This is a genomic window from Dokdonia sinensis, assembly GCF_003688895.1.
GTDB lineage: Bacteria > Bacteroidota > Bacteroidia > Flavobacteriales > Flavobacteriaceae > Dokdonia > Dokdonia sinensis.
Map to the genome: position 1 here is coordinate 88,219 of NZ_REFV01000002.1, position 26,307 is coordinate 114,525.

Here is a 26,307-nt window from a genome sequence, read left to right on the forward strand (position 1 = left end):
GGGCGAAAATGGAATAGAAATGAAAAGAAATACGTACATCTTAGTGTTGTTTTTGAGTTTGAGTATGCTTTCGCGAAAGCATACCTATGCCCAGGATCAAACCCCATTTGCAGATGAAAATGTAGACGATCTAGAAGATGTATCTGACGATTTTCAGGAAAGTTTCTTTGAAGCTTTGAAACAAAAAGGGATTCAAAATTATGACCGCGCTATTCTTGCATTAAACAAATGCATCCAGATGGAGCCAGATCGTGATTTTTTATACTTTGAACGTGCAAAAAACTTTAGCGCAAGAAAAGAATACGACCGCGCCGAAGAAGATTTAGAGAAAGCACTTGAGCTAAAGCCCAATAGAGCGCCTGTTTTAGAATTGTTGTACGATGTACACTATGAGACTCAAGATTATGAAAAGGCAGCAAGCACGGCGCTTAAGTTGGTTGCGTTTAATACACAATACAAAGAGGATCTCGCTCGTATCTATATTCGAACAAAAAAATATGATGAAGCGCTCGTTCTTCTAGAAGAGCTTGACGAGGAAAAGGGTCAGGATCCCTATCGTGAGAAGCTCAAAGCAAATATTTACAGACAAACGGGAAACACACAACAGCAAACGGCTAAAGTAGAGGCAAACATTGCTGCAAACCCTCAAAACGAAAAAGAATATCTCAAACTTATTTTCTTGTATAGTGAGCAAGGAGAGACTCAAAAAGCATACGACACCGCGCTAGAGCTACAGAAAATAAATCCAGAAGCGGCAGAAGTACAACTAGCCTTGTATAAATTCTACCTTGAAGATGGAAAGGTAGATGAGGCAATTGTCGCGATGAATAAAACCTTATTGAGTCCCCGTATAGATGGAAAAGTAAAGCACCGTGTGATCAATGATTTTTTAATGTACGTGAATAATAATCCACAGTATCAACCACAGCTGGAAGCAGCGATTGCTGTTTTTGACGAGCAAGTTGAAGATGCAAAAGTTTATGAAGAGCTCGCAAACTATTTTATCAAGAGAAATGATAAAACAAAAGCGCTCCCTTATCTTGAGAAAGCACTTGCAAGAGACCCTGAGAATCTAGAGCTTATTAAGAATACAGTCTTATTACAACTCGATGCTGGAGCTTATGAGGCAGCCATAAAAACTGCATCCACGGGCTTAGATTTATATCCTGCGCAACCATTGTTGTATCTCACAAACGGTGTAGCATCTAACAAGATAAGTAAATATGACGAGGCCGTAGCGCATCTTGAAACAGGCCTGGATTACATCATAGACGACGCAAAAATGGAAGCAGATTTTTACCTGCAACTGGCAGATGCTTTTACGGGAAAAGGGGATCCAACTAAGGCGGCTCGGTATCAAGAAAAAGCTTCAAAACTTAAAGCTCAAATAGATTAATGAAAAATATCATAATAGTTTCTAGTGTATTCTTATTAATCGCCTGTGGAGGAACAAAAAATATTGCAACATCTGGAGACGCTGAGGTTGCAGATATTACAACCGCCACAGTACTTAAAAACTATAGCGAGAATCGTTTTGACTTCAACACCCTTGCTGCTCGTATGAAAGTACGGTACGAGGACAAGAAAAATGCACAGAGCGTCACCGTGAGTCTTCGTATGGAAAAAGACAAAACCATCTGGATGAGTGCCTCCCTTTTAGGCATCTCACTCGCTAAGGCAATGGTCACTCCAGACCGCGTTGCCTATTACGAGAAGATAGGAGGGACATATTTTGATGGGGACTTTGAGTTCTTGAGTGAATACTTTGGAGTGGATATGGATTTCAATCAGTTACAACGACTGCTCGTCGGGCAGACGGTTTATGACCTTGAAAAAGGGAAGTATGTGGTTAATGATGTAAATAATGAATATCAAATTACTCCCAAAAAACAACTCGATATTCTAAATCTGTTTTTTTTCCTTGAACCTGAGAAATTCTTACTTAAAAATCAAAAGGTGACACAGCCTAAAGATCGTTTATTTCTAGATGTAGATTATCGCTCACATCAGGAAGTAGGCGGAAAACCATTTCCACAATTCATTTTTATCGAAGTGCTTGATAAAGATGACCGCACCACAATCGGTATTGATTATAGATCTGTAGATTACAATGCCACCGTGAGTTTTCCGTTCTCTATTCCTAGTGGATATAAAGAAATCAAGTTTTAGTGAGGTCTTATAAATTCTTACATATTGCTCTATTGGGGTGCTTTCTTTTAGGAAGTGTTCAGAGCACCTTTGCTCAATCTAAAAAACAACGAGAACTGGAGCAACGTCGTGAAGCGTTGCGTACTGAGATGCAACAATTACAACGCTTGCGCGAAAGCAATAAAAAGAAAGAAATCTCGGAGCTTAGTCAGGTAGAAGACCTTGATCAGCAAATAAATGTTCGGGAGGACCTTATAAAAGTTACAAACCGTCAGGCAAATTTATTGACGCGCGAGATAAATGAGAACCTCAATAAGATGGAAAATCTGCGAGAAGAACTTACATTGCTTAAGGAAGATTATGCGCAAATGATACGCAGGTCTTATAAAAGTAAAGACGGGCAAAGTAAAGTGATGTTTTTATTATCTAGTGAGAGTTTTGCTCAAGCATACAAGCGTGTACAGTATATGAAGCAATATGCAAACTACCGCAAGAAACAGGGTGAGCAAATAAAAGAACGCACAGAACTATTGCAGACGGTTAACAAGGATCTAGCACGCCAAAAGAAAGATAAGGACGCCCTCATTGCCGAAAATCGTAAGGCAAAACTACAACTAGACAAGGAAAAAGAGCAACACGATGCACTCGTTAAAGCCATCCGAAAAAAATCTAGTGTGTATGCTTCCCAAATAAAGAAGAAACAACAAGAGGCAGACCGCATAGACCGTCAAATAGACAAACTCATCGCCGAAGCTATTGCGGCCGCAAATAAGAAAACAGGAACCAAAGCTACGACTAAGGGAACGGCAAATACGTTTGCCCTCACCCCAGAAGGAAAAATCCTAGGTGCCAGTTTTGAGTCAAATAAAGGACGGTTGATTTGGCCAGTAAAAAGAGGACGCGTGATAAAACGTTTTGGAAAATCTAAGCATCCTACGTTACCTAACATTACCACCTATAGTAGCGGTGTAGAAATTGAAACTGCACCAAAAACACAAGCAAGAGCTGTTTTTAACGGAGAAGTACTTGCTATCCTAAAAATCCCAGGAGCAAACAATGCAGTCTCTGTGCGTCACGGAAACTACATTACGGTTTATCAAAATCTTGTCAACATTAGCGTACAGAAAGGAGACAAAATCTCACGTGAGCAGGAGCTTGGAGAGATTGCGGCATCTAATCTTACAGGGAAAACAGTACTCAAATTTGTAGTTTATAAAAATAAAGCAAAACTCAACCCATCAGACTGGGTGCTTAATATGTAGTCTGATAATTTGACTTGCTTGGACGTAACATACTAAGATTCTTCCATCCAGTTTAGCATTCTTCTTAAAGAAATTTCTTTGTAAAAATTGTAACTTATGTTTTGGCATCCATTCGACCTTTGATAGGAATTAAGTTCTAGGTAATCTCTTTGATATTAAGCGTTCATTATTTTTTGCCATCCCACTCTGCATAGAACTCCTCAAGAAAGGCTTTCATATATTGATGACGCTTTTCTGCCATCTTATGTCCCGTCTTGGTGTTCATTCTGTCCTTAAGAAGTAATAATTTTTCATAAAAATGATTTATTGTAGGAGCGGTAGAAGCTTTGTACTGAACTGGAGTGAGATTAAGTTCCGGAGGTATAGATGGATCATAAATCTTCCTATTTTTAAATCCGCCATAATTAAAGGTTCTGGCAATGCCGATGGCTCCTAGCGCATCCAACCTGTCCGCATCTTGCACAACATCTAACTCTAATGAGCGGAATGTTTGCTCTTTATTTCCTCCTTTAAAGGAAATGTTCTTTATAATTTGAACTACGTGCTCGATAATGGCGCTGTCACAGTTCTCACTCAAGAGAAATTTGGTCGCGAGTTTTGGCCCAACGGTTTCATCACCGTTATGAAATTTTGAATCTGCAATGTCGTGAAGGAGTGCTCCTAGGGCGACAATTTCAACATTTACTTTTTCACTATTGGCTATTTTTAGGGCGTTTTTATAAACACGTTCTATATGAAACCAGTCGTGACCGCCTTCAGCATTTTCTAGGGCTTGCTTTACGAAAGTGATGGTGTTTTGGATTAGTGGGTTATTCATTGTCGTCCCGCGATTAATAGTGAAAGTCATAATTCAAAATTCGTTAGTTTCATTCAGACTTACAAGGTTACTACATTTAAACTACGCTCTATGAACACGGCTAAACCTCACAGGTCGGTAATTGAGAAACCCGATAAAAGGCTTCTTTTATAAAATCGAATAAAAGTGGGTAATAAGATTCTTAGATGTAAGCTTTCGCGAAAGCAGACAAAAAAACCACCCCGTAAAGAGTGGTTTCATATCTAATATGTCACATTCAGAATCTAACTCACGTGCTCTTCAAATGCATCCATAAGGTTTTCTGCTATCATTTCTGCCGGGCGGCCTTCAATATGGTGACGCTCAATCATATGAACTAATTCCCCGTCTTTAAAAAGTGCCATAGATGGACTAGAGGGAGGAAAAGGAACCATAAACGATCGTGCAAGATCAGTCGCGGCAGCATCTACTCCTGCAAATACAGTATAGATATTATCTGGCTTCTTCTTGCTGTTTGCAACAGCGTGAACTGCTGCAGGACGTGCGTTACGTGCGGCGCAGCCACAAACAGAATTTACGACCACAAGGGTTGTTCCTTCTTTTTTCATCGCTGCTTGTACGTCTTCGGTTGTATGTAATTCGGTGAAGCCGTTCTTTGAAAGGTCTTCACGCATCGGTTTTACTAAATCTGCTGGGTACATAATCAAAATATTTTAGTGCAAATGTACAAAAAGTGTACCTCGATAGTAAGACGGAAATTTTGGCAGGAGTTTACATTGTTTCTTATGCCGCTTTCCTTGAGACAAGCTCAGGATAAACCGCAAAAGCGTAACAAACCCCTTAAAAATCCGTCAAACATTTAAGAAGCCGTAAATTTGTGGCTAAAGATTGAAAAAGAACAATGATTAAATATATAGCAGCGGTCTTGGGCTGGTACGTCTCGAGACATTTTATAGGTGCCGTGGTGGGCTACTTCATAGGGAGTGCCATAGATTCCCTAATGCAAAAAGACAAGCCAAAAGGGCAACAGCGCAGGAGCTTTAAAGATGTTTTTGAAAATGCAACCAGAGAAAATGTCTCTCCGGGTGACTTTGAACTCAATCTTCTATCGCTTGCCTCTATAGTCATTAAGGCAGATGGAAAGGTAAGCCAGACGGAGCTGGACTATGCAAGACAATATTTTGTACGTGCTTATGGAAAGGACAGGGCAAACGCTACGTTTAAAACCTTTAACGAAGTGATAAAAAATCGTGAAGTTTCGGCTTCTCGTATCTGTACCTATCTTAACGCTCGAACGCGATATGAGATTAGATTACAGATTTTACATTTCCTTTTTGGAATTGCGCAGGCAGACGGACAGGTAAGCCAGCCAGAGGTAAATGTTTTGGGCACAATTGCGGGGTATTTTCGTATCAATCATCAGGATTTTGAGAGTATCAAAAATATGTTTGTCAAGAAGGCAGATAGCGCATATAAAATTCTTGAAATAGACAAAACAGCAAGTGATGATGAAGTTAAAAAAGCTTTCCGAACGATGGCAAAAAAATACCATCCAGATAAGTTAATGGACATGGATGAAGCTTACCGTAAAGGTGCTGAGGAGAAATTCCAAAACGTTCAAGAGGCGTACGAGACCATACAGAAGGAAAGAGGGTTGTAAATAGTCGGTAGTCGGTAGTCGGTAAAAGTGCTTAAATTTCACCTGTTATCATAAGAAATTTTACTTTCTGAAGAGTACTCTCAGGGCTGCTTTTATAAATATAACCTTCGGGGCGCTCCATATTACTTTGAATTCGTCCCAATAGGATGAATCCTCATCCAGAAAACGAAAAATGTGATTTGCTTTTCCATCTTTAAACATTCTGGTAAAGATTTCGGCTCCTTTCTCGTTGTGTTTATCAAGAACTTCCAGTAATACAGCATCGTAAAAGGTCCAGCGGTTTTTTAGTGAATATACCGTAAACGGTTTAGCCGACTTTAAAAATTCTATCAGCTTTTTAGATTTCTTTACCGTGTGCTTAAATGTATATCCCGTACTCGCTTTTGTCCATCCACCTGCAGTACCGATATGCAGTACATTGTCCGTATTGTGCTGGGTAAAATCGTAGGTGGTCATTGGGATACTTCCTTGCTCTCTAGCAGTAATTTCATAAGTTGAAACACCTAGATTTTTTAGGTAGCTCTTTATGGCTTCTTCGTATTCGGCTTTGGGCAGTAAATCTTTCGAAAATAATGTGTACTCTAATAGCGCCTCTTTATTTGAAGTCGGAAGCACATACATAAATCTGCAATTGCCATTTTGCGGAATATTAAAATCCATATAAGAAGCAACGTTAGGATAAAAAACAGGGGTTTCCGTCCTAATAAACCAACCTACAAAATGTTGTTGCAGGACGACTTTTTGGTTTTGTTGCTCGAGAATTTCTGGTTTGTAAATACTATTTAAAACCTTACCTGCGGTAAGGCTTCCTTCAGAGGTTTGAATCTTGACTTCGTTTCCATTCTCTTGGTAATCCTCTACCTTTGCTTCTATAAACGTAATATTGCTATGTTGCGATAATTCCGCTTTCGCGAAAGCGTAAAAATCCTTTCCCTCAATCTTCTTATATAAATATGGTGCTATCTCAATGGGAGTGGCTTTAGTATCGTTCTGAACCAAAATCTTAGACCAGCGATACGAAACTACTTCCTCAAAAATATCGGGCTCTGTTTCCCAAAAACACCATGTGCGATCGTTTCCCTTATTAAAATCGGCATCAATAATAGCGATGGATTTGTTGCCAAAAAAAGCATCCCGCGCCATTCTCAAAGCCATTGTGTAACCCGATAGGCCCGCACCCAGAATTATGTAGTCATAGTGTTTTTGCACAGTACAAAGGTAAGGATTACCCGTGGTCTCACTAGACCATACTTTGTGCATCACTTGCAAATGTAGGATAGGCAAAAATGGTTTCTCTAAACTGTGAGCAAGTCAATTTTTGCTGGATAGCGATGGCAAAGAGATTTATCATTTCGCTCGCCTCTGGGGCTAGAATTTCGGCACCTAGAATTTCTTCTTTGGGACCTTTTATGGTTTTATAGCAGTAATTTCTAGAATTCAATCGTTTTACGCTAAACCAGTCTGGTACGTGTTCTTCTAAAATAGTGTGCTCAATGCCTTGCTTTTTAGCTTCGGCCTCTGAGATTCCCACAATGGCGAGTTGTGGCTGTGTGTATACCGAAGTTGGGATAGCTGGAAATGTATATGTAGTATGTTTTCCAGATACGAGCTGATTTGCAACGTGCTTTCCTTCCATTCCAGACAGTGGCGTAAGCGGTAAAGCACCACTATCTGCCACATCACCACAGGCATAGATGTTTGGGTTTGAAACACTCTGCAAATATTCATTTACTTTAATTCCTTTAGGTGATGCTTCTATGTTTGCTTTTTCTAAGTCCAGCATTTCTACAGATGCTACGCGCCCTGAAGTGTTAAAAATTAATTCTGCTTTCGCGAAAGCGGTTTCTCCCTCCTTCTCATAACCTACTCGTATATTTTTGCGCAATTCCTCTGCACCAGTAACGGTAGCATTAAAGATGAACCTAATCCCAATATCTTCAGAGACTTTTTGTAGATGATCGGTAAGACTTTCGTCAAACATTCTAAGCACACGCTCGCCCCGTTCTATAATCGTGACATCTACACCACAACGTGCTGCGATATGCGCAAACTCCATCGCGATATAGCCGCCTCCTATAAAAATCATACTATCTGGTAATGCAGGAAGTTCCAGGAAATCGTCCGAGGTCTTTAAAAGTGCTGCGCCCTTAAAATGTAATGGACGCGGAATTAATCCCGTTGCTATAACGGCCTTATCATAAGTTACCTTTTTACCTTCTACGATGAGGAGACCATCTTCTAGAAACTGCGGAGATTGATGGTACATTTTTATTCCTAATTTTTCTAGATCTTCCTCAGTCCGAATAGGAACCGCCGAGACAAATTTCTCTTTAAATTTTTGAAGTGCCTGCCAGTTGATTTTGGCAACCTCTGTGATACCGACCTCAGCCATATCTGTAGTGTAGGCTATGAGTTCGCTGGCATTGATGAGCACTTTTTTAGGATCACAACCACGGTTAGGGCAGGTCCCACCATACTCACGATTATCTGCAATGGCGACTTTCATTCCTTCTCGTGCGCAACGCTTGGCAACTTGCTGTCCAGCAGTCCCGCTTCCTATTACAAATATGTCGTAGTGTTCAAATCCCATTTTTATTTCTTTTCTATAAAGGTAGGTTTCGTGTTGTTTTTCGGGTGTTATGAAAATGGTAAAACTTGGTCGGTATTTTGGAGGAAGCGCAGTGATGAGAAACCGCATAAAAGTGAGCAAATCATCTTGAGTAATACCCCTGAGCTTGATTATGGGATTTCTCCTAACGTCGAGGTGACAACTTACATTTAAGAAACCTTTCTCTTTTTACGCTTTCGCGAAAGCGTACCCACAACTATCTTTGCACAAAACACAATTACGTGAGTAAATCCGAACTCTCGCAACACTTGTCACAGTCTCCTGAACTTGGGAAACTGCGGGAAGCTATTGCCCATTCTCAAAAAAACAAGCAAAATATTCAAGCAAAAGGGCTCGTAGGATCGGCGCTTTCTTTTGTGATTAGCGACTTGTTTAAAGGTCAGGAGCATCCGCTATTGATGATTTTAAATGACAAAGAAGAGGCTGCATATTACCTCAACGACCTAGAACAGTTGCGCAAAGAAGAAAACGTGCTTTTTTACCCTGGGAGCTACCGCCGCCCCTATCAAATAGAGGAGACAGACAATGCGAACATCTTACTGCGCGCCGAAGTTCTGAACCGGATCAACTCCCGAAAAAAGCCAGCGCTTCTCGTCACTTATCCAGATGCCCTATTTGAAAAGGTCGTAACCCGTAAAGAGTTGGACAGGCAAACACTCAAGGTTTCGGTAAACGATAAATTGTCGCTGGATTTTGTAAACGAGATGTTGTTTGAATACAAGTTTAAACGTGTAGATTTTGTAACAGAACCTGGAGAATTCTCAGTGCGTGGCGGAATTGTAGATGTGTTTTCTTTCTCTCACGATGAGCCGTATCGTATTGAGTTTTTTGGCGATGAGGTAGATAGTATTCGCACCTTTGATGTAGAAGAACAACTCTCCACAGGCAATGTGAAGAAAATTACCATAATGCCCAATTTAGAAAACAAGGGCTTGATGGAAATTAGGGAGAGTTTTCTGGAATACATTTCACCGAAAACAGTAGTATTCATTAAAAACCGTTCACTTCTTGTTGACCGTACCGATAAAAATTTTGCAAAAGCAGAAGAAGCCTTTTCGACCTTAGAATCCGAAATAAAACGCAACTCGCCAGAGGAGTTATTCGTGCACGGTGAGGCGCTTAAAACACAGTTAGATGCCTTTACCACGGTAGATCTTACAAACGAGATAGATGGTGCCACGGCAAATGAAGTATTAACCTTTGCACAACAACCGCAACCATCTTTCAACAAGCAGTTTGACCTGCTTATTGAGAACTTAAATGACAATACAGATAAGGGTTATAAAAATTATATTGCATGCGTGAGCGAGCAGGCTGCAAAGCGTTTTCACGATATATTTGACGATGCAGAGGCAACTGTTGAAGAATATGAAACTGTTGTTTTATCACTATATCAAGGTTTTATAGACAACGATTTAAAAATTGCCGTATACACAGACCATCAGATTTTTGAGCGTTATCATAAGTTCAACCTTAAGAATGGGTATGCTAAAAAGCAGGCGATTACTATTAAAGAATTGAGTCATCTTTCTGTGGGTGATTATGTGACGCATATTGATCACGGGATAGGGAAATTTGGCGGACTTCAAAAAATAGATGTCGAGGGAAAACCGCAAGAAGCGATTAAATTAATTTACGGTGAGCGGGATATTCTATACCTGAGCATACACTCACTGCATAAAATTTCTAAGTATACAGGTAAAGACGGCAAGCCACCACAGATTTATAAATTAGGAAGCCAAGCTTGGAAAAAACTTAAAGCCAAAACAAAAACAAAGGTTAAGCACATCGCCTTTAACCTGATAAAATTATATGCAAAGCGACGACTGCAAAAAGGCTACGCCTTTGGGCCAGATACTCATATGCAACACGAGCTGGAGGCCAGTTTTATATATGAAGACACTCCAGACCAAAGCAGTGCCACCGAAGACGTAAAGCGGGATATGGAAAGTGATCGTCCTATGGACAGGCTGGTTTGTGGAGATGTAGGTTTTGGCAAGACCGAAGTTGCGATACGTGCTGCATTTAAAGCAGTAGACAACGGGAAGCAGGTGGCAATTCTTGTTCCCACTACAATTCTTGCCTACCAGCACTCTCGTACCTTTAAAGAACGTCTCGCAGGTTTTCCTGTGACGGTAGATTATTTGAATCGTTTTCGCACGGCAAAAGAAAAACGTGAAGTGCTCGCTGGGATAGAGAGCGGAGCGATAGATATCGTGATTGGCACGCACCAGCTTACGAGTAAGAATGTAAAATTTAAAGACCTAGGCCTATTAGTTATAGATGAGGAGCAAAAATTTGGTGTTGCGGTAAAAGACAAGCTCAAGACCATCTCTGAAACGGTAGATACACTTACCCTAACCGCAACTCCTATCCCGAGGACCTTACAGTTTTCACTTATGGCGGCCCGTGATCTGAGTACGATAACTACGGCTCCGCCTAACCGATATCCTATCGAAAGCAACGTAATCCGTTTTTCTGAAGAAGTGATACGTGATGCGGTGCAATATGAAATTCAGAGAGGTGGGCAAGTATTTTTTATCCATAACCGCATTGCAAATATTCAAGAGGTTGCAGGTTTAATACAGCGACTCGTTCCTGATGCAAAGGTGGGCATAGGTCACGGCCAGATGGAAGGAAAAACACTGGAGACAAAAATGCTTGCTTTTATGAATGGGGAGTTTGATGTTTTGGTATCGACCACAATTATCGAGAGCGGGCTAGATGTGCCTAATGCAAATACCATTTTTATAAATAACGCAAATAACTTTGGCCTCTCTGACCTGCACCAGATGCGTGGTCGTGTGGGACGTAGTAACAAGAAAGCCTTTTGTTATTTTATCACGCCACCCTACAGCGCGATGACAGATGATGCGCGCAAGCGTATTCAGGCATTAGAGCAATTCTCAGTATTAGGTAGCGGTTTTAACATCGCGATGAAGGATCTTGAGATACGTGGCGCTGGAGATTTACTAGGAGGAGAACAAAGCGGATTTATAAACGAAATAGGTTTTGACACCTACCAGAAAATTCTCAATGAAGCGATAGAAGAATTGAAGGAAGATGAGTTTGCAGAGCTTTATAAGGATGATAACGCTTTCGCGAAAGCGGACAAAGATTACGTAAAAGACACTGTTATAGACACTGACTTTAGTCTACTATTCCCCGACGATTACGTAAACAATATTACCGAAAGACTAAACCTTTACACAGACCTAAACAGCGTAAAAACCGAAGAACAACTAGATGCGTTTGAAGCAAAACTTGTGGATCGTTTTGGCCCGCTCCCCGAGGAAGCCGAAGATTTACTGGACTCGGTGCGCATTAAATGGGTGGCGACAAAAATTGGGCTCGAAAAAGTGGTGATGAAAAATGGCAAGCTCACAGGTTTCTTTATCGCAGACCAGCAGAGTGCTTTTTACCAAAGTCCAGCCTTTGGTCGTGTTCTGGAGTTCGTCCAGAAAAATGCGTATCGTGTGCAACTCAAAGAAAAGAAAAGTGGTAAAGGACTACGCCTGCTCCTCAAATCTGATGATGCAAAAACGGTAAATGACGTGGTTGCCCTGTTGCGCCCGCTTATGCCAGAGAGCACTTTAGAAAAAGCTGAGAAATGACCCAATCTTGGAAAATTGCAATAGCTGTGGTCGCTGCGCTTATTACCATAATTGGACTGGTGACAGGTAAATTTTTGTTTATTGCCATCTGGTTGCCGTTGGGTTTTCTATTTAATAAGAAGAAAGATGAATAGGATTATCGTTTTAATGGTTTTGGTTACCGCTTTCGCGAAAGCGGAATTATCCCGCGCCCAAAAAGTAGAAAAGGAGTACCGCATCGACGAGGTTGCCGTGCCTCAGGTTGCACGAGACTTTATCGCATCTTTTGATGTCTCCCGAAAAATAAAATGGATACAAGAAGTGAGTGACGAGGGAACATCAATAGAAGCAAAATTTAAAAGTTCGGGAACACGCTACAGTATCGAGTTTACGGAAAGTGGAATGCTGGAAGATCTAGAGGTGCTTGTAAAAATGGGTGATATAGGTAAAATCATTAGAAAGAATATAGAAAATTATCTAGACACAACATTTGATTATTATAAAGTCGAAAAAGTACAGGCACAGTACATAGATACCCCAGAACGCATCTTACAATGGCGAGCGACAGATAAGAAATTGCGTAGCCTAAGGCCTAAATATGAGATTGTGTTAAAAGCGCGCAACTCAGGAAGTAGTGCGAAGCGGTTTGAATTTCTTTTTGACGAGGAAGGAATATTTATAAAAAAGGAGCAGATCATTAAACGTAATGATAATATTTTACGCTTTTAAGGATGAATAGATATGTATTTATTTTCATTTTTGGCGTTTTTACCATTGCTGGAATGTGTGCGCAAGGGACGTACGAAGTTGGTGCCATTCCAGAATTTAATCTTGGGGTAAAACTGTCTGAGGTCTGGAAAATGGACGTGGAATTTGCTCCTCGCATTGAGGCTTTTTCTGGAGATTTTGATGGAAATTCAGAAACAGATATCTTTTTTGATTTACTGGATGTCACCAGCGTATTAAATAGGACTGTAGGTGTAGATGCAAAAGCAGGAATGGGATATCTTGCCCGTTTTGAGCGAGAGCGTGTAGTACATAGATTTTTACAACAGTATTCATTTACAAATCCTCATTATGGCTATCGTTTAGGCCACCGTTTTAGGATAGATCAGACCTTTCGTCCCGATGAGAAGTTTGAGTTTAGAGCGAGGTACAGGCTATCTTCAGATATTTCTCTTAATGGCGAGTTTATAGATCCAGGCGAGATTTACATAAAACTAGGTAATGAGTATATAGGCTCTTGGCAGGATGGAGATTCTGACTTAGAGATTAGGGTGGTCCCATCGCTGGGGTACTACTTTGACGATGCACATAAACTAGAGCTTGGTGTGGATTATCGCATAGACTCTTTTTTAAATGCGACGGCAAGTCACCGGTTTTGGTTAAGTGTGGGTTATTATTTAAGTCTGTGATAATTTCCGCTGACAAGCCTTACCTAAAATCGCTGTAAAAATGAAAATTGTTAAGCAGGTTCAGACACCGCAAGCGTTTTGCTTTTTTCTGGCTGTAGGTATCTGCGCAACACACCTCCTTTTACATTGTTTACATCAAACTCTACGATGAATGCTTCTGGATCTATGTCGTCTATGAGTCTATGTATTTTCCTAAGATGAATACGGTTTATTATGGTTTGAATCACCCTGCGATCCTGATTTTGACCTGTGCTCCCAAAGCCAGAAGCCGCCTTGTAAACTGTGATGCCAGCACCAAGTTCATACATTATTCGATCTTCAATTTCTTTAGATTGTGGAGAAATGATGGTAATACCTATAAAATCTTCGAAACCTTTAATAAAAAAGTCTATAAACTTAGCTGTTACGATATACGTGAGTATAGAGTACAGAGCAACCTCCACAGAAACAATAACGGCGGTAATGGCAAATAAAATAATATTAAAAGCAAGGATAGTCTTCCCGATACTAATACCAAATTGATCAAAAATATAAATCCCTAAAATTTCTGATCCGTCCAGAACTGCTCCATTGCGTACGGCTATGCCTATACCAGAACCCAAGAGCATCCCACCAAAAATCGCAATGAGCAACTTATCCTCCGTAATAACAGGAAACGACTCTAAACCTATTAAAACTGATAATGCGATAATGGAAATAATACTTTTAATCAAAATCCTTCGAGACAGTTTATATAGACCTAAAACAAGGAAAGGTAAGCTTATGAAGAGTAATAAAATAGAAATATTAATGCCTGTCTCTCGCGATATAAGAATTGCAATACCTGTCGCACCGCCATCTAAAAATCCGTTGGGCAGTAAAAACGCTTTGAGTCCTATACTACCTAAACACACGCCAAATGCAATTTGGAAATATTCGGATATGGCGTTTTTTAAATCTTTCATATGAGAGGGTTGGAATTATTTTTTCTTTGGTAAAGAAAGCACAAATTCAATTAACCCACTATCTGCATCCTTACCATAAGCACTAGATAAGCATCCTTTTGTAGTATCACTAGCCTCAATTAAAAATAGAATGGAGCTATCGCCAGGATCATTCATCCCTTCGTGACGACAATACTCAACGAGTACCAACTCTTGAGCCGTGTACCAGATATTGTTTTCTCTACAGAGAATTTTATTATCCTGATACATAAAGTCAGAAGTATAGCCTGCTTCTTTGGCAGCCACAATGTCTTCTAGCAGCGTGTTTGCAGTGGATAATATCATAATTTTCATTGTTTGAATTATGCTCCCGATAAAAATTTTTCGCGAAAGCGGCCTTACTAAAAGCCTATGTACCCAAACACTACTTTACATCTTTTAAGTATATCTTGAGATATTTAAAAGCATCGTCTATAGTATCAAAAACACGCTCTCTTGGGATAAGGTCTGGAATAATGTCTATTGCCTCTAGTGTGTCTTTAGGTTGCTCTGTAAGCCCCGTGAGAATTACTATGACACCGCTCTTCTGTAAGTCTGTAATAGCAGTTTCTAAGGCATACAATCCCGATTGGTCAATATGAGGAACTCGATCCATACGTATTACAAGACCTTTTAAATCTTTAGAAACAGCTTTGATTTGATCTTGAAAATGCGCTGTAAAGCCAAAAAATAGCGGGCCGTACAAGTGCTTGATGTAAATTTTATCTTTGTAAGTCTCGTATAATTCCTTTTCGTCAGACCATAATGGCTCGCCATCCACACCCGCAAGAGTTCCTACCTCTAGCCCTTTTTCGGCAAGGTCGCTGGAGCGTTTCATAAAAAGGAGGGATGCAAGCACCACTCCAAAACCAACGGCTTGGATAAGGCTCCCAAAGGTGGTCATCAACAATACAAGAATAAGAACAGCACCGTCTGCCTTAGGAATTATGCGCAGATGTTTTAAACCTTTAAAATCTACAATTTTAAAACCTATAGGAATTAAAATACCTGCTAACACCGCCAGCGGTATATGAGCTGCGAGACTACCCAAACCTAATAATACAGCAAGTAAAAATAATCCGTGTAAGGTTCCTGAAAGACGTGTGCTTCCACCAGCGTTTATATTTACTACAGTTCCTTTAGTAGCTCCTGCTCCTGGAATACCACCAAAAATAGCCGCAACCATATTCCCTATTCCTTGACCTATAAGTTCGCGATTGCTGTTATGCTTGGTTTTAGTCATATTATCTGCGATTACAGAGGTAAGTAATGAGTCTATAGACCCTAAAACGGCAAGAACGGCCGCGTACTCTATAATGAGGGGATAGGCTGCACTGTCAATGGTAAGGAGACCACTTACTTGCAATGCAGGTATACCAGAAGGGATATCTCCTATAATAGGAACATCCCATTGTAAAAAGTAACTCGCAATAGAGACCACGATCAAAGCAACGAGCGCGCTCGGGATAGCTTTTGTTATTTTAGGAAACACAAAATAAATCAAGATCGTAAGCGCTCCCAGCGCCAGTGCATAAATATTAAATTCCTGAAAGAGCCTTGGGATATCCGTAATAACAGCCCACGTACTTTTAGAAGATGCAAGACCAAATAACGGGAATATCTGAAGTAAAACAATAATTAATCCTACTCCACTCATAAATCCGGAGACTACGGGATAGGGGAAGTATTTTATATATCCAGCGATATTAATAAAGCCAAAAAGCATCTGCAACAATCCTCCCAATAAGAACGTGGCCACAATAATCGCCATTGCAGACTCATTGAGTGTTCCAGTTAGTTCTATGGCACTCACCACAAGTGCAGCACTTACCACAGTCATAGGCCCTGTAGGTCCACTTGCCTGTGTAGGCGTTCCTCCAAAAATAGCTGCAAATATTCCTACCGCAATCGCTCCGTATAGACCGGCAATTGCACCTAATCCAGATTGTACCCCAAAAGCAAGCGCTAGCGGTAAGGCAACAACTCCTGCCGTTAACCCTCCCGTTAGATCTCCTTTAAAATATCGAGCATTGTAAAATTTGGCAAGCATACCCTAGTCTTTATTGGTTAGTATTTTTAAAAATACGGGTAAATCTCTCTTTAGGAAAGTATCGAGCGGTCTAGGAGCGTTATTTTTATCTTAAATTTTGCTTTTTTAAGCTTTCGCGAAAGCGCATCTTTAAGGAAAAACTTGTATCAAATACATATATAATGGCATCCCGAATGTGATATTAAAAGGGAATGTAATCGCTAGCGCCATAGGAAGATACAACCCTTCATTTGCATCCGGTGCAGCAAGTTTCATAGCGGCGGGAACGGCTATATAAGATGCACTTGCGGCAAGAATGGCAAAGAGAAATCGGTTTCCTATCTCGTCAGTAATTAGAGCACTTAGAAAGCAAACAATAACCCCGTTGATAATTGGGATTGCAATGGCAAATATGTAGGGAAAAGCGCCGTAATCTTTAAGACTTCCTATTTTTTTGCCACTAGCAATACCCATATCCAAAAGGAAAACTGCGAGAAAGCCTTTAAAAATATCTGTTGTAAAAGGAGCGATTCCAGTTGCCTGTGCATCATTAGCCAGAAACCCGATGACTAAACTCCCTAAAATAAGCATCACACTGCCGTTAGTCACAGAATGCTTTACAATAGATCCCATATTTAGATTAGAGGCTTTTGTGACTGAAAATAAGGACATCAAAAGCACACCTATTATAATAGATGGGGCTTCCATAATTGCCATAACCGCAACCATATAACCATTGTATGGGATTGCCTCCATATCCAAAAATGAGACAGCCGTTACAAAGGTTACTGCGCTTACAGATCCATAAGCCGCGGCAATGGCCGCGGCATTCTGGACGCCAAGTTTCTTTTTTAATATAAAAAAGGTATATACAGGCACTATAAGTGCCAGCAATACCCCAAAAATCAACGAAAATACAATCTCATAGCCCCATTCCGAATGAGCTAATTCTTGCCCTCCCTTAAAGCCGATGGAAAATAATAAGTAAAGGGAAATAAACTTAGAAGAACTAGGCGGTATCGCTAGATCACTTTTTACTTGCACGGCTATTAGTCCTAGAAAAAAGAACAAGAGAGCTGGATTGGTCAGATTGTCGACCAATAGATGTAAATCCATAAGGTAGGAGTGGTTTGGTAGTTTTTAGAAAGTGATTACCTTCTTACATTAATATTTATCGTGCTGTTAATTTCGAGTTTACACCCCTCTGCACGTATGCTACTTAAGAAGTCTTTAAGTTTTCCTTTCTCATCTATAAGTTCTAAAATACGACCATTGTCATACTCGCAAGCATCATCCATATTACCCTCAGTGCGAGTGAGACGTTGTAGTTTGTGAAAATTGATTTTCTTATCGAGCATAGCGTGTAGGACATCTCCAGCTTCAGTAGCTGTAAAAAGCCCGTCGATAAGGTTGATTTTTTGATCTGTAATTTGTGCTGTTTCTGTAGTGAGTTGCGTGTTCATTGTTTTAATTTTTTTAGTAGATTAATTTGTTAGGATTTTCCTCCTGCGATTTTCACAATGAGGATAAGAGTTAGTAAAAAAGTGCCAGATAAAATCTCGTTTAAGAAGAGGTAATCATTTGCAATAGAAAGTGCAATGGCACCTATGGGAAATGCAAAAAGTAAAACACATTGCAGGATATAAAATACTTTTGACCAATCTACGCTCTTGCTGGCGGTTTTCTCTGCGTTGATGTACGCTTGAGAAAAAGTTTCAATTTTAATGCGTTGTAACATATCTTGTTTTTTTTGACGATGCAAAGATGTAGTACATAACTCATATATTTTTATTTATATTTATAATGAAAAACATTAATATTATTTATGCATTATACATTACACCAGCTTCAAGTATTTATAAAAATCGCCGACTTGCGAAGCATAACAAAGGCTGCAGAAGAGCTGTGTCTTACACAGCCAGCGGTTTCAATACAATTAAAGAATTTTCAAAATCAGTTTCCTATCCCGCTTACGGAGGTCGTGGGAAGGCAGTTATATGTAACAGAATTTGGTAAAGAAATTGCCGAAGCTGCAAGAAATATTTTAGAAGAGGTAAAGACAATTAATCATAAAACACTTGCTTATCAAGGCGAACTTTCGGGGACGCTAAACATTGCAATCGTCTCTACTGCAAAATATGTGATACCTTATTTTCTAACAGATTTTATGCGTCAGAACACGGGCGTAGACTTACAGATGGACGTGACCAATAAATCTAGTGTGATTACGAGCCTTGAGAATAATGAGATAGACTTTGCGATGGTCTCTACGATACCGCCCAACCTTAAGTTGGACAGCATCCCACTTATGAAGAATAAGTTGTACTTCGTAGGACCTCGAGAGCACAAACTTTCAGGAAGAAATATCACACGAAAACAGTTTAAATCGCTACCGCTTATCTTTAGGGAGCAAGGATCTGCCACGCGCAATGCGATGGAAAATTATTTAAATAAAATTGAAATTCCTGCTACTAAAAAAATTGCCCTCACCTCAAACGAAGCCGTAAAGCAAGCCGTTATTTCAGGATTAGGGTATTCTATATTACCACTTATAGGGCTAAAAAACGAATTATTTTCGGGTGACCTGCACATTATTCCTGCTAAGGATTTACCTGTGGTTACAGAGTGGAATCTGGTCTGGCTCAAGGCAAAGAAGCTGTCTCCAGTTGCTACTGCTTTACGGGATTATCTTGAGGCCTCTAAAGATCAGATTATTAAAGATAAATTTGAATGGTTTGAGGCGTATTGAATTTTCTTTTTACGCTTTGCCGAAAGCAAAAAAACCCGCTCCTAAGAGCGGGTTAGATTTATTATAAAAGTAATAGCCTATTTATTCTGAGCATATAGAGAAGCAACCTTCTCCCAGTTAATCACATTAAAAAATGCGTTTACATAATCTGGGCGTCTGTTTTGATAGTTGAGGTAATAAGCGTGCTCCCATACATCAAGACCTAATATTGGAGTTCCTCCACATCCTACCCCTGGCATTATAGGGTTATCTTGATTAGGTGTAGAACAAACTTCTACTTTTCCGCCTTCGTGTACGCAGAGCCATGCCCAACCTGAACCAAATTGTCCTCCAGCTGCCGCAGAAAATTTATCTTTAAAAGACTCGAAATTTCCGTAGGCATCATTTATAGCATTTGCAAGTTCTCCAGAAGGCTCTCCTCCTCCTGATGGAGACATCACTTCCCAAAAAAGACGGTGATTATAGTATCCACCACCATTATTGCGAACAGCGGTATTACTCATATCAAGATTAATTAAAATATTCTCTATAGTTTTACCATCAAGGTCAGTTCCTTCGATTGCGCTATTGAGTTTAGAAGTATAACCTGCGTGATGCTTTCCGTGGTGTATCTCCATGGTTTTAGCATCTATATTAGGCTCTAAAGCATCTTTTGCATATGGTAATTCTGGTAATTCGAATGGCATAATGTTGTGTTTTTGTTGATTAATCTTTCTTAAAAAACAAAGTTAAGCAATGTAGTTCTTCTTCTATGTTATAGAAATCTTATAGTTTTTGTGGATGTTTTTGCCCTTTTGATCTGAATAACTAATTAGCTGAGTGGAGAATAAGTAAATTTAAGCTTACTGAGCAGACATAGGTTTGTACAAGACTTTAACCAAATGAGAATCATACGATGATAAATGGCGTGCTCAAATTTATAACGCTGTTACTTGGGTATTATACGCTTTCGCGAAAGCGTAAAAAGCAACATTTTCATTTATAAAGCATTTATTTTCACTAAGAATTTACATCCAGATTTTAAGGGCTTACCTTTCATATAAAATACCCATTATTGGGTATTGTCTAGAACGGCTATCAAATTTATTTTAGCTCAATACTATTAACCAAATTAAATATCTATGAAATTTTCAAAATTATGGGTGCTTTTACTAGCTGCCAGTTTTACTATTATGAGTTGTGGTGACGATGATTCTCCAGAAGAGATGGTAGTTACTACAGACGATGACGGAGGAATGACTGATGACGGAGACAATGGTATGTCAGAACTTCTTGCTGCTCAAGAGATGACCACAGCAAACTTAACTAATGACGGTAGCGGCAAAGTCTGGCGCATCGAGCAAGCTACGCTGAATAACGAGTCTGGGGCTATAGATATTTCTAGCAATTTTAACGTTGTAGATGATGAGTTTATATTTTCTGGATCAAGAACAAATGGCTCGCTTGAGTGGAGGCAAGGTAATGCCATTGGTGTAGATGGCACGAGCTCCCAAGAAACGCTTCTTGATTTTTATAAGGCCCCTGTTATGTCGAGTTTTTCTTTTGACGCAGAGAGCAGTACAAACCTCTCTGGACTAGACGGCAATATGACTTTTCAGGTTATAGATGAGAATACCATAACGGGACAGCTTTCTTTTACTGAGGGACGTAGGGCTGGAGAAACATTGGATTTTGACCTTACCACAAAGACATCTGAAGATTATGCAGCGCCACAAACAGATCTACAGTTTTCTAATTTTGCAGTTTTGTTTAATGACTGTGTGTCTAGTTGCGCCCCTGGTTTTGCGGGTTCTTATGCAGATAATAGTTTATTTGTTTCTACTAGAGCTGCGGTAAATAATAATAACAGTGAACTGGTTGTAAAATATAATGCAGAAACAGGGACAGAAGAGTCTTTCCTGTTTCCACAGGCAGATTTTGTTTCCAAACAATTATTAGTGCGCGATGATCAACTTGTCATCGTAGGAGGTCAATATGTAAACCGTTATGATTTAGATGATTTAAACAATCCTACTTCTGAACTTCATGGTAAAGCATTAACTAGATTTGGAACAGCCGTTCAAGGCGATATTTTATACATTATAGGAGGCGGATTAGATAATGTAGATCCCGAGAAAATCTTCCAATATAACTTAGAGACTGGGCAGCTTAGTGATTTTGTGTCATTACCAGAACCTAGATTTGGAGCGAGGGGGACTATTGTAAATAATAAGCTTTATGTTTTTGGAGGAACAACAACGTTTGGTGGATCAGATGCGATGAACACACTTTATATAATTGATATAGCAACACAACAGATAACTACAGAAACAATGCCAGTTAGCCTTAACTACTCTTATGTAGAACGTTTCCAGAACTTAATATACGTAGCTGGAAGAATTGATCTGCGTAATGATGAGGGTAACAACACGGGTAGAGATGAGTTTATTGGAGTTTATGATACTCGAGATGGCAGCTGGACAGAGCTCACAACTAACCTAACAGGAACACAAGATGATTTTGTGAGTATTCACGGGATGGGACTTTTTAACAACAGACTTTACATCATATATGACGATGGACTTGATGATGATAACAATCCGGACACTCCATCACCTAACAACATTCTAGTTGCAGACTTAAATTAAAAATAAAGGCATATTTATAAAAACAGAAAAGCTACCCAATCTCGGGTAGCTTTTCTATTTTTATAAGATGTCACAACACAATACGTTTACAATTTATAATGCCTCTGCGGGATCTGGTAAAACTTATACGCTAGTGAAACAGTATGTGAGTATTTTACTTAGAAGCAACAGTCCCTACAAATACCGTAATCTGCTTGCAATTACCTTTACAAATAAAGCTGTTGAGGAAATGAAAGAACGAGTTATTACAACGCTTCTTGATTTTTCAAACTATAATGGCGACAAAGAAATTCCTACGATGATGGAAGATCTTTCTAACTCACTAAAACTATCGCAAGAGGAGATAATCAAGAAATCTAAAATAATCTTAGAGAACATCATACACGACTATGCCTCGCTGGACATACTTACAATAGACACTTTAACGCATCGTATTTTAAGGACCTTCTCAAAAGATTTAGGGCTTTCTGGTAATTTTGAAATATCATTAGACGTTAACGAGATTTATGAAAAAGCTGTAGATCTCCTTATAGATAAAGCAGGAACGGATAAGGAAATCACAGAAGTACTTATCAATTTTGCCTTAGAAAAAGCAGACGATGACAAAAGTTGGGATATTAGTTATGACCTAAATACTATCGCTAAGTTGCTATATAAGGAAAATGACAGAGATGCAATCACGAGAATAAGCAAACACGATCTAGCCGATTTTAAGAAGCTTAAGACAATCCTTAACAAAAAGATCCTTTCTCTTAAAACGAAAATAAAAACAAACACAGACACTGCACTTGAACTAATAAATAATAATGGGCTTACTTTAGATAATTTTTTAAGTACTTTCTCAAAACACCTTCAAAAACTGGATTCAGAACCGGAGACTGTTAGTTATCCTGCAACTACAAAGTGGCTTCAGGACATCTCCGTATATAACTTTTACCGAGCTACTGAAAAGTCAGAAATAAAAGCAACAATTGACAGCATAAAGCCACAGCTCATTACATTCTTTGACGAGACCAAGGCACTTCACTACAAAATCACCGAGTTGGAAGATTTTAAGAAAAGACTAGTACCACTTTCTGTGCTCAGGCTCATTTACAATGAGATCCAGAGCATAAAAGAAGATCAAAACTTGTTGCTTATTTCAGATTTTAATGAGCATATCTTTAAATACTTGCGTAACGAACCCGCAGCATTTATCTACGAGAGATTAGGAGAGCGCTACACAAATTATTTTGTAGATGAGTTTCAGGACACCTCTGTAATGCAATGGAGTAATCTTATTCCTCTTATGGAAAGTGCCTTAAGTTCTCAATCTGAAGATGAGGTTCCTAATACTGCTTTGCTCGTGGGCGACCCAAAGCAGGCTATTTATCGCTGGCGAGGTGGGAAGGCCGAGCAATTTATCGATTTGAGCAATGGAAAGCAGCCCTTTGCTATAGAAAATTTTAAGACAGAATATCTAGATACCAATTGGAGAAGCCACGAGGAAATTATAAAATTTAATAACGCCTTTTTTACACATCTAGCTCAAGAATATAGTAATCCAAACTATGAAGAAATTTATAAGACAGGAAATACTCAAAACACCAACCATCGTAAGGGAGGGTATGTTGCCCTTAATTTTGTAGAAGGTGCAACCGTAGAAGAACTAGAACCCCTGTATCTAAAAAAAACATTACAGATAGTAAGAGAAATCCAGCAGGATAACATCCCTCTAAACGACATTTGTATCTTGACTAGAAGTAATAAGCACGGTGCCGCAGTAGCCCGTTTTCTTGCAGAAAATGACATTAAGGTCGTTTCAAACGAGAGTCTTTTGTTATCATCTTCTCCAGAGGTAAACTGTCTCAATGCGATGCTTACCTTAATGGTTCACCCAGATACTGCAGAAATCACAATAGTAGTGCTGGAGTACCTTACAGAAGTTCTTAAGATTGAGGACAAGCATTATTTTATTGCAGAGCATATCCATCTTCCTACACAGCAATTATTGCAAAAACTTTCTTCTGAGTATCAAATTTTAATAGAAACAAGCATTTTTAACACCCTTCCATTGTATGAGGGAGCAGAGTATCTTCTGCGAGCTTTATCCCTAGACAAAAAAGGGGATGCATTTCTTGTGGGATATCTCAATGAGATATATGAGTTTACAGCAAAAAATGGGGGACTTAGTGATTTTCTCGCATATTACGAGCTCAAAAAAGATAAGCTCAGTATTCAGATTCCCAGACAGGAGGATGCTATACAATTAATGACCATCCATAAATCTAAGGGGCTTGAGTTTCCTGTAGTAATTTTCCCTTATGCAGATGCAGATTTGTATTCCCATAGAGAAGAATATCATTGGTTAGAGACAGAGGCGCAAACTTTTGGAGGTTTCGAAGAATTACTCATAAGCCACAGGAGTGAGATGGTAAATTATGGAGAACTTCCAGCAGCGCTTTATGAAGAAAGGCAGTCGCAGCAACAATTTGACGCCATAAACGTGCTATACGTTGCCCTTACACGGGCCGTAAGAAGGTTATATGTGGTATCCCGCTTTCGCGAAAGCAAAAACAAAAAAATGTACTACGGTCACTTGCTACAATCATATATCCAGAGTAAAGACCTCTGGGAAGGTCCTGAAAAAAGATATGATTGGGGTACTACTGAAGTACTAATAAATAAGGAATCTAAAATTCAAACTACCCAAAAAATAGAATTTTTTTCGTCGCCTAAAGAAGCACACAATATCCAAGTAATTACAAAAGCCAGCACCTTGTGGAATGAGCAACGACAAGAAGCTATATCTTATGGAAACTTACTACACGAGTTACTTGCAAAAATTAAACATCGCGGCCAGCAAGAAGCCGTCATTGAGCAGGCCTTAGAGGAAGGTCTTATAAACCGTGAGCAAGTCCCAGAAATTACCAGTCATCTTAATAAAGTGATGTTACATCCTGATTTACAAGAATTATTTATAAATGGGAATACAATATACAACGAGAGACCTATTCTCGATAGTGATGGAAACATCCATATTCCAGACCGTATAGAGATAAACGCAGACGGAAAACTTACCATAATAGACTATAAAACGGGAGTTCCTCAGGAAAGTCATGAGTACCAGCTCGATAGATATACAGCTATACTCAAGGAGATGGAGCTAGAAACTTCAGAACGTAAACTTGTGTACATAAACCAAGACGTCACGGTGCTTACGGTCTAAAAAAGTATCTTTGTTTAAAATTTTAAGATATTATGTACGGAGCAATACAACAACACCTACAAAAAGAACTTGCCGAAATTAAAGAAGCAGGTCTGTATAAAAAGGAACGCATCATTACATCCCCTCAAGATGCAATAATTAAAATATCTACGGGAGAAGAAGTAATTAACTTCTGCGCAAATAATTACCTAGGACTTTCTTCTAATAAAGAAGTTATACAGGCAGCAAAGGATGTTATGGATACCCACGGTTTCGGAATGAGCTCTGTGCGCTTTATTTGTGGTACACAAGACATACACAAGGAGCTAGAAAAAAACATTGCAGATTATTATGGCACAGAGGATACGATTCTTTACGCTGCAGCTTTTGACGCAAACGGTGGAGTTTTCGAACCACTTCTAGGTCCTGAAGATGCAATAATTTCAGATTCATTAAATCACGCTTCTATTATAGATGGTGTTCGTTTGTGTAAAGCTGGGAGATACCGATATCAAAATAGCGATATGGATGATCTCGAAGTCCAGCTTAAAAAGGCGCAAGAAGACGGAGCACGTTTTAAAATTATTGTAACAGATGGCGTATTTTCTATGGACGGGCTGGTGGCACCTTTAGATAAAATATGTGATTTAGCAGAAAAATATGATGCCTTAGTTATGATAGATGAGTGTCACGCTACAGGTTTTATAGGTGAAACAGGTCGAGGTACTCTGGAGGAAAAAAATGTAATGGGACGTATTGATATCATTACAGGTACATTAGGAAAAGCTCTTGGTGGAGCAATGGGAGGATATACCACAGGAAAAAAAGAGATTATAGAAATTTTGAGACAACGGTCTAGACCTTATTTGTTTTCAAACTCTTTGGCACCTGCGATCGTCGGTGCGTCCATAAAAGTTTTTGAAATGTTAAGTAACGACACCACATTAAGAGATAAGCTTCAAAAGAATACAGAATATTTTAAAAATGGAATGAAAGCGGCAGGGTTCGACATAATAGATGGAGATTCTGCTATTGTACCTGTAATGCTGTATGACGCAAAGCTTAGCCAGAATATGGCAGATTTACTTTTAGAAGAAGGGATTTATGTTATTGGTTTTTTCTTTCCAGTCGTTCCTAAAGATAAAGCGCGTATAAGAGTGCAATTAAGTGCTGCTCACAAATTAGAACATCTAGACAAAGCAATTGCCGCATTTACTAAAGTCGGAAAAAACTTAGGAGTGATATAAGCT

Annotated in this window: 23 protein-coding genes; 12 read left to right on the forward strand and 11 right to left on the reverse strand. The window is 39.3% G+C overall.

The features are described from left to right. Nucleotides 1–19: 19 nt before the first annotated feature. From EAX61_RS02455 to EAX61_RS02465, 3 genes are read left to right on the forward strand one after another with little or no spacing between them, the layout of a single operon-like run. Nucleotides 20–1,396, forward strand: coding sequence for a tetratricopeptide repeat protein (locus tag EAX61_RS02455; RefSeq protein WP_121916076.1), 1,377 nt, complete (start codon nucleotides 20–22; stop codon nucleotides 1,394–1,396). Next, entirely contained in the window at nucleotides 1,396–2,169 is a 774-nt protein-coding gene (lolB1, locus tag EAX61_RS02460; RefSeq protein WP_121916077.1) for a lipoprotein insertase outer membrane protein LolB1, read from the forward strand. The genes EAX61_RS02455 and lolB1 overlap by 1 nt, the downstream gene beginning before the upstream one ends. Then, on the forward strand, nucleotides 2,169–3,410 hold the full coding sequence (locus EAX61_RS02465; protein WP_121916078.1) for a murein hydrolase activator EnvC family protein: 1,242 nt from the start codon (nucleotides 2,169–2,171) through the stop codon (nucleotides 3,408–3,410). The genes lolB1 and EAX61_RS02465 overlap by 1 nt, the downstream gene beginning before the upstream one ends. 166 nt (nucleotides 3,411–3,576) lie before the next feature. On the opposite strand, the gene EAX61_RS02470 is transcribed toward EAX61_RS02465, so the two are convergent. Beyond that, nucleotides 3,577–4,257 carry an HD domain-containing protein gene (locus tag EAX61_RS02470; protein ID WP_236641969.1) on the reverse strand — a complete coding sequence of 227 codons (681 nt, stop codon included), beginning with the start codon at nucleotides 4,255–4,257 and terminating at the stop codon, nucleotides 3,577–3,579. Between the two features lie 233 nt (nucleotides 4,258–4,490). Then, nucleotides 4,491–4,907 carry a BrxA/BrxB family bacilliredoxin gene (locus tag EAX61_RS02475; protein ID WP_121916079.1) on the reverse strand — a complete coding sequence of 139 codons (417 nt, stop codon included), beginning with the start codon at nucleotides 4,905–4,907 and terminating at the stop codon, nucleotides 4,491–4,493. A gap of 200 nt (nucleotides 4,908–5,107) precedes the next feature. On the opposite strand from EAX61_RS02475, the gene EAX61_RS02480 reads away from it, so the two are divergent. Beyond that, nucleotides 5,108–5,866 carry a tellurite resistance TerB family protein gene (locus EAX61_RS02480; RefSeq protein ID WP_121916080.1) on the forward strand — a complete coding sequence of 253 codons (759 nt, stop codon included), beginning with the start codon at nucleotides 5,108–5,110 and terminating at the stop codon, nucleotides 5,864–5,866. 60 nt (nucleotides 5,867–5,926) lie between these two features. Here the strand turns inward: EAX61_RS02480 and EAX61_RS02485 are convergent, their stop codons facing one another. Next, on the reverse strand, nucleotides 5,927–7,126 hold the full coding sequence (locus tag EAX61_RS02485) for a lycopene cyclase family protein (protein WP_236641970.1): 1,200 nt from the start codon (nucleotides 7,124–7,126) through the stop codon (nucleotides 5,927–5,929). After that, nucleotides 7,107–8,456 (reverse strand): dihydrolipoyl dehydrogenase family protein, encoded by a 1,350-nt coding sequence (locus tag EAX61_RS02490; protein ID WP_121916335.1) that lies wholly within the window; start codon nucleotides 8,454–8,456, stop codon nucleotides 7,107–7,109. Before EAX61_RS02490 ends, EAX61_RS02485 begins: the two co-directional genes overlap by 20 nt. Before the next feature lie 260 nt (nucleotides 8,457–8,716). Between EAX61_RS02490 and mfd the strand changes: the two genes are divergently transcribed. Genes mfd through EAX61_RS02505 form a run of 4 tightly spaced genes read left to right on the forward strand, consistent with a single transcriptional unit; the run spans nucleotide 8,717 to nucleotide 13,503 of the window. Continuing rightward, nucleotides 8,717–12,109: a transcription-repair coupling factor gene (gene mfd / locus EAX61_RS02495; protein ID WP_121916081.1), complete on the forward strand. Its 3,393-nt coding sequence runs from the start codon at nucleotides 8,717–8,719 to the stop codon at nucleotides 12,107–12,109. Then, complete coding sequence (locus EAX61_RS16520; protein WP_201739405.1) at nucleotides 12,106–12,243, forward strand: hypothetical protein; 138 nt, start codon at nucleotides 12,106–12,108, stop codon at nucleotides 12,241–12,243. Before mfd ends, EAX61_RS16520 begins: the two co-directional genes overlap by 4 nt. After that, nucleotides 12,236–12,817: a hypothetical protein gene (locus EAX61_RS02500; RefSeq protein WP_121916082.1), complete on the forward strand. Its 582-nt coding sequence runs from the start codon at nucleotides 12,236–12,238 to the stop codon at nucleotides 12,815–12,817. The genes EAX61_RS16520 and EAX61_RS02500 overlap by 8 nt, the downstream gene beginning before the upstream one ends. 2 nt (nucleotides 12,818–12,819) lie before the next feature. Further along, nucleotides 12,820–13,503 carry a DUF2490 domain-containing protein gene (locus EAX61_RS02505; RefSeq protein ID WP_121916083.1) on the forward strand — a complete coding sequence of 228 codons (684 nt, stop codon included), beginning with the start codon at nucleotides 12,820–12,822 and terminating at the stop codon, nucleotides 13,501–13,503. Nucleotides 13,504–13,553: 50 nt separating this feature from the next. Here EAX61_RS02505 and EAX61_RS02510 read toward each other — a convergent pair whose 3' ends face one another. The 6 genes from EAX61_RS02510 to EAX61_RS02535 all read right to left on the reverse strand — a co-directional run bounded on the left by EAX61_RS02510 (nucleotide 13,554) and on the right by EAX61_RS02535 (nucleotide 18,232). Next, complete coding sequence (locus tag EAX61_RS02510; protein WP_121916084.1) at nucleotides 13,554–14,447, reverse strand: YitT family protein; 894 nt, start codon at nucleotides 14,445–14,447, stop codon at nucleotides 13,554–13,556. A 15-nt stretch (nucleotides 14,448–14,462) separates the two neighbouring features. Next, the gene (locus EAX61_RS02515; RefSeq protein WP_147448321.1) at nucleotides 14,463–14,771 is read right to left on the reverse strand and encodes a phosphoribosylpyrophosphate synthetase; all 309 of its coding nucleotides are present in this window, start codon (nucleotides 14,769–14,771) and stop codon (nucleotides 14,463–14,465) included. Between the two features lie 79 nt (nucleotides 14,772–14,850). Continuing rightward, complete coding sequence (locus EAX61_RS02520) at nucleotides 14,851–16,515, reverse strand: SulP family inorganic anion transporter (protein WP_121916086.1); 1,665 nt, start codon at nucleotides 16,513–16,515, stop codon at nucleotides 14,851–14,853. Nucleotides 16,516–16,644: 129 nt separating this feature from the next. Further along, nucleotides 16,645–17,610 carry a sodium-dependent bicarbonate transport family permease gene (locus EAX61_RS02525; RefSeq protein ID WP_121916087.1) on the reverse strand — a complete coding sequence of 322 codons (966 nt, stop codon included), beginning with the start codon at nucleotides 17,608–17,610 and terminating at the stop codon, nucleotides 16,645–16,647. 35 nt (nucleotides 17,611–17,645) lie between these two features. Beyond that, nucleotides 17,646–17,957 (reverse strand): hypothetical protein, encoded by a 312-nt coding sequence (locus EAX61_RS02530; RefSeq protein WP_121916088.1) that lies wholly within the window; start codon nucleotides 17,955–17,957, stop codon nucleotides 17,646–17,648. Between the two features lie 29 nt (nucleotides 17,958–17,986). Further along, nucleotides 17,987–18,232: a hypothetical protein gene (locus EAX61_RS02535; RefSeq protein ID WP_121916089.1), complete on the reverse strand. Its 246-nt coding sequence runs from the start codon at nucleotides 18,230–18,232 to the stop codon at nucleotides 17,987–17,989. 87 nt (nucleotides 18,233–18,319) lie between these two features. On the opposite strand from EAX61_RS02535, the gene EAX61_RS02540 reads away from it, so the two are divergent. Further along, nucleotides 18,320–19,243, forward strand: coding sequence for a LysR family transcriptional regulator (locus EAX61_RS02540; protein ID WP_121916090.1), 924 nt, complete (start codon nucleotides 18,320–18,322; stop codon nucleotides 19,241–19,243). A 77-nt stretch (nucleotides 19,244–19,320) separates the two neighbouring features. Here EAX61_RS02540 and EAX61_RS02545 read toward each other — a convergent pair whose 3' ends face one another. Then, nucleotides 19,321–19,929 carry a superoxide dismutase gene (locus EAX61_RS02545; RefSeq protein ID WP_121916091.1) on the reverse strand — a complete coding sequence of 203 codons (609 nt, stop codon included), beginning with the start codon at nucleotides 19,927–19,929 and terminating at the stop codon, nucleotides 19,321–19,323. A gap of 435 nt (nucleotides 19,930–20,364) precedes the next feature. On the opposite strand from EAX61_RS02545, the gene EAX61_RS02550 reads away from it, so the two are divergent. From EAX61_RS02550 to kbl, 3 genes are all read left to right on the forward strand, one after another. Continuing rightward, nucleotides 20,365–21,870: a Kelch repeat-containing protein gene (locus EAX61_RS02550; RefSeq protein WP_121916092.1), complete on the forward strand. Its 1,506-nt coding sequence runs from the start codon at nucleotides 20,365–20,367 to the stop codon at nucleotides 21,868–21,870. 67 nt (nucleotides 21,871–21,937) lie between these two features. Continuing rightward, the gene (locus tag EAX61_RS02555) at nucleotides 21,938–25,078 is read left to right on the forward strand and encodes a UvrD-helicase domain-containing protein (RefSeq protein ID WP_121916093.1); all 3,141 of its coding nucleotides are present in this window, start codon (nucleotides 21,938–21,940) and stop codon (nucleotides 25,076–25,078) included. A gap of 32 nt (nucleotides 25,079–25,110) precedes the next feature. After that, nucleotides 25,111–26,304 carry a glycine C-acetyltransferase gene (kbl, locus tag EAX61_RS02560; RefSeq protein WP_121916094.1) on the forward strand — a complete coding sequence of 398 codons (1,194 nt, stop codon included), beginning with the start codon at nucleotides 25,111–25,113 and terminating at the stop codon, nucleotides 26,302–26,304. The last annotated feature ends 3 nt before the right edge of the window (nucleotides 26,305–26,307 follow it).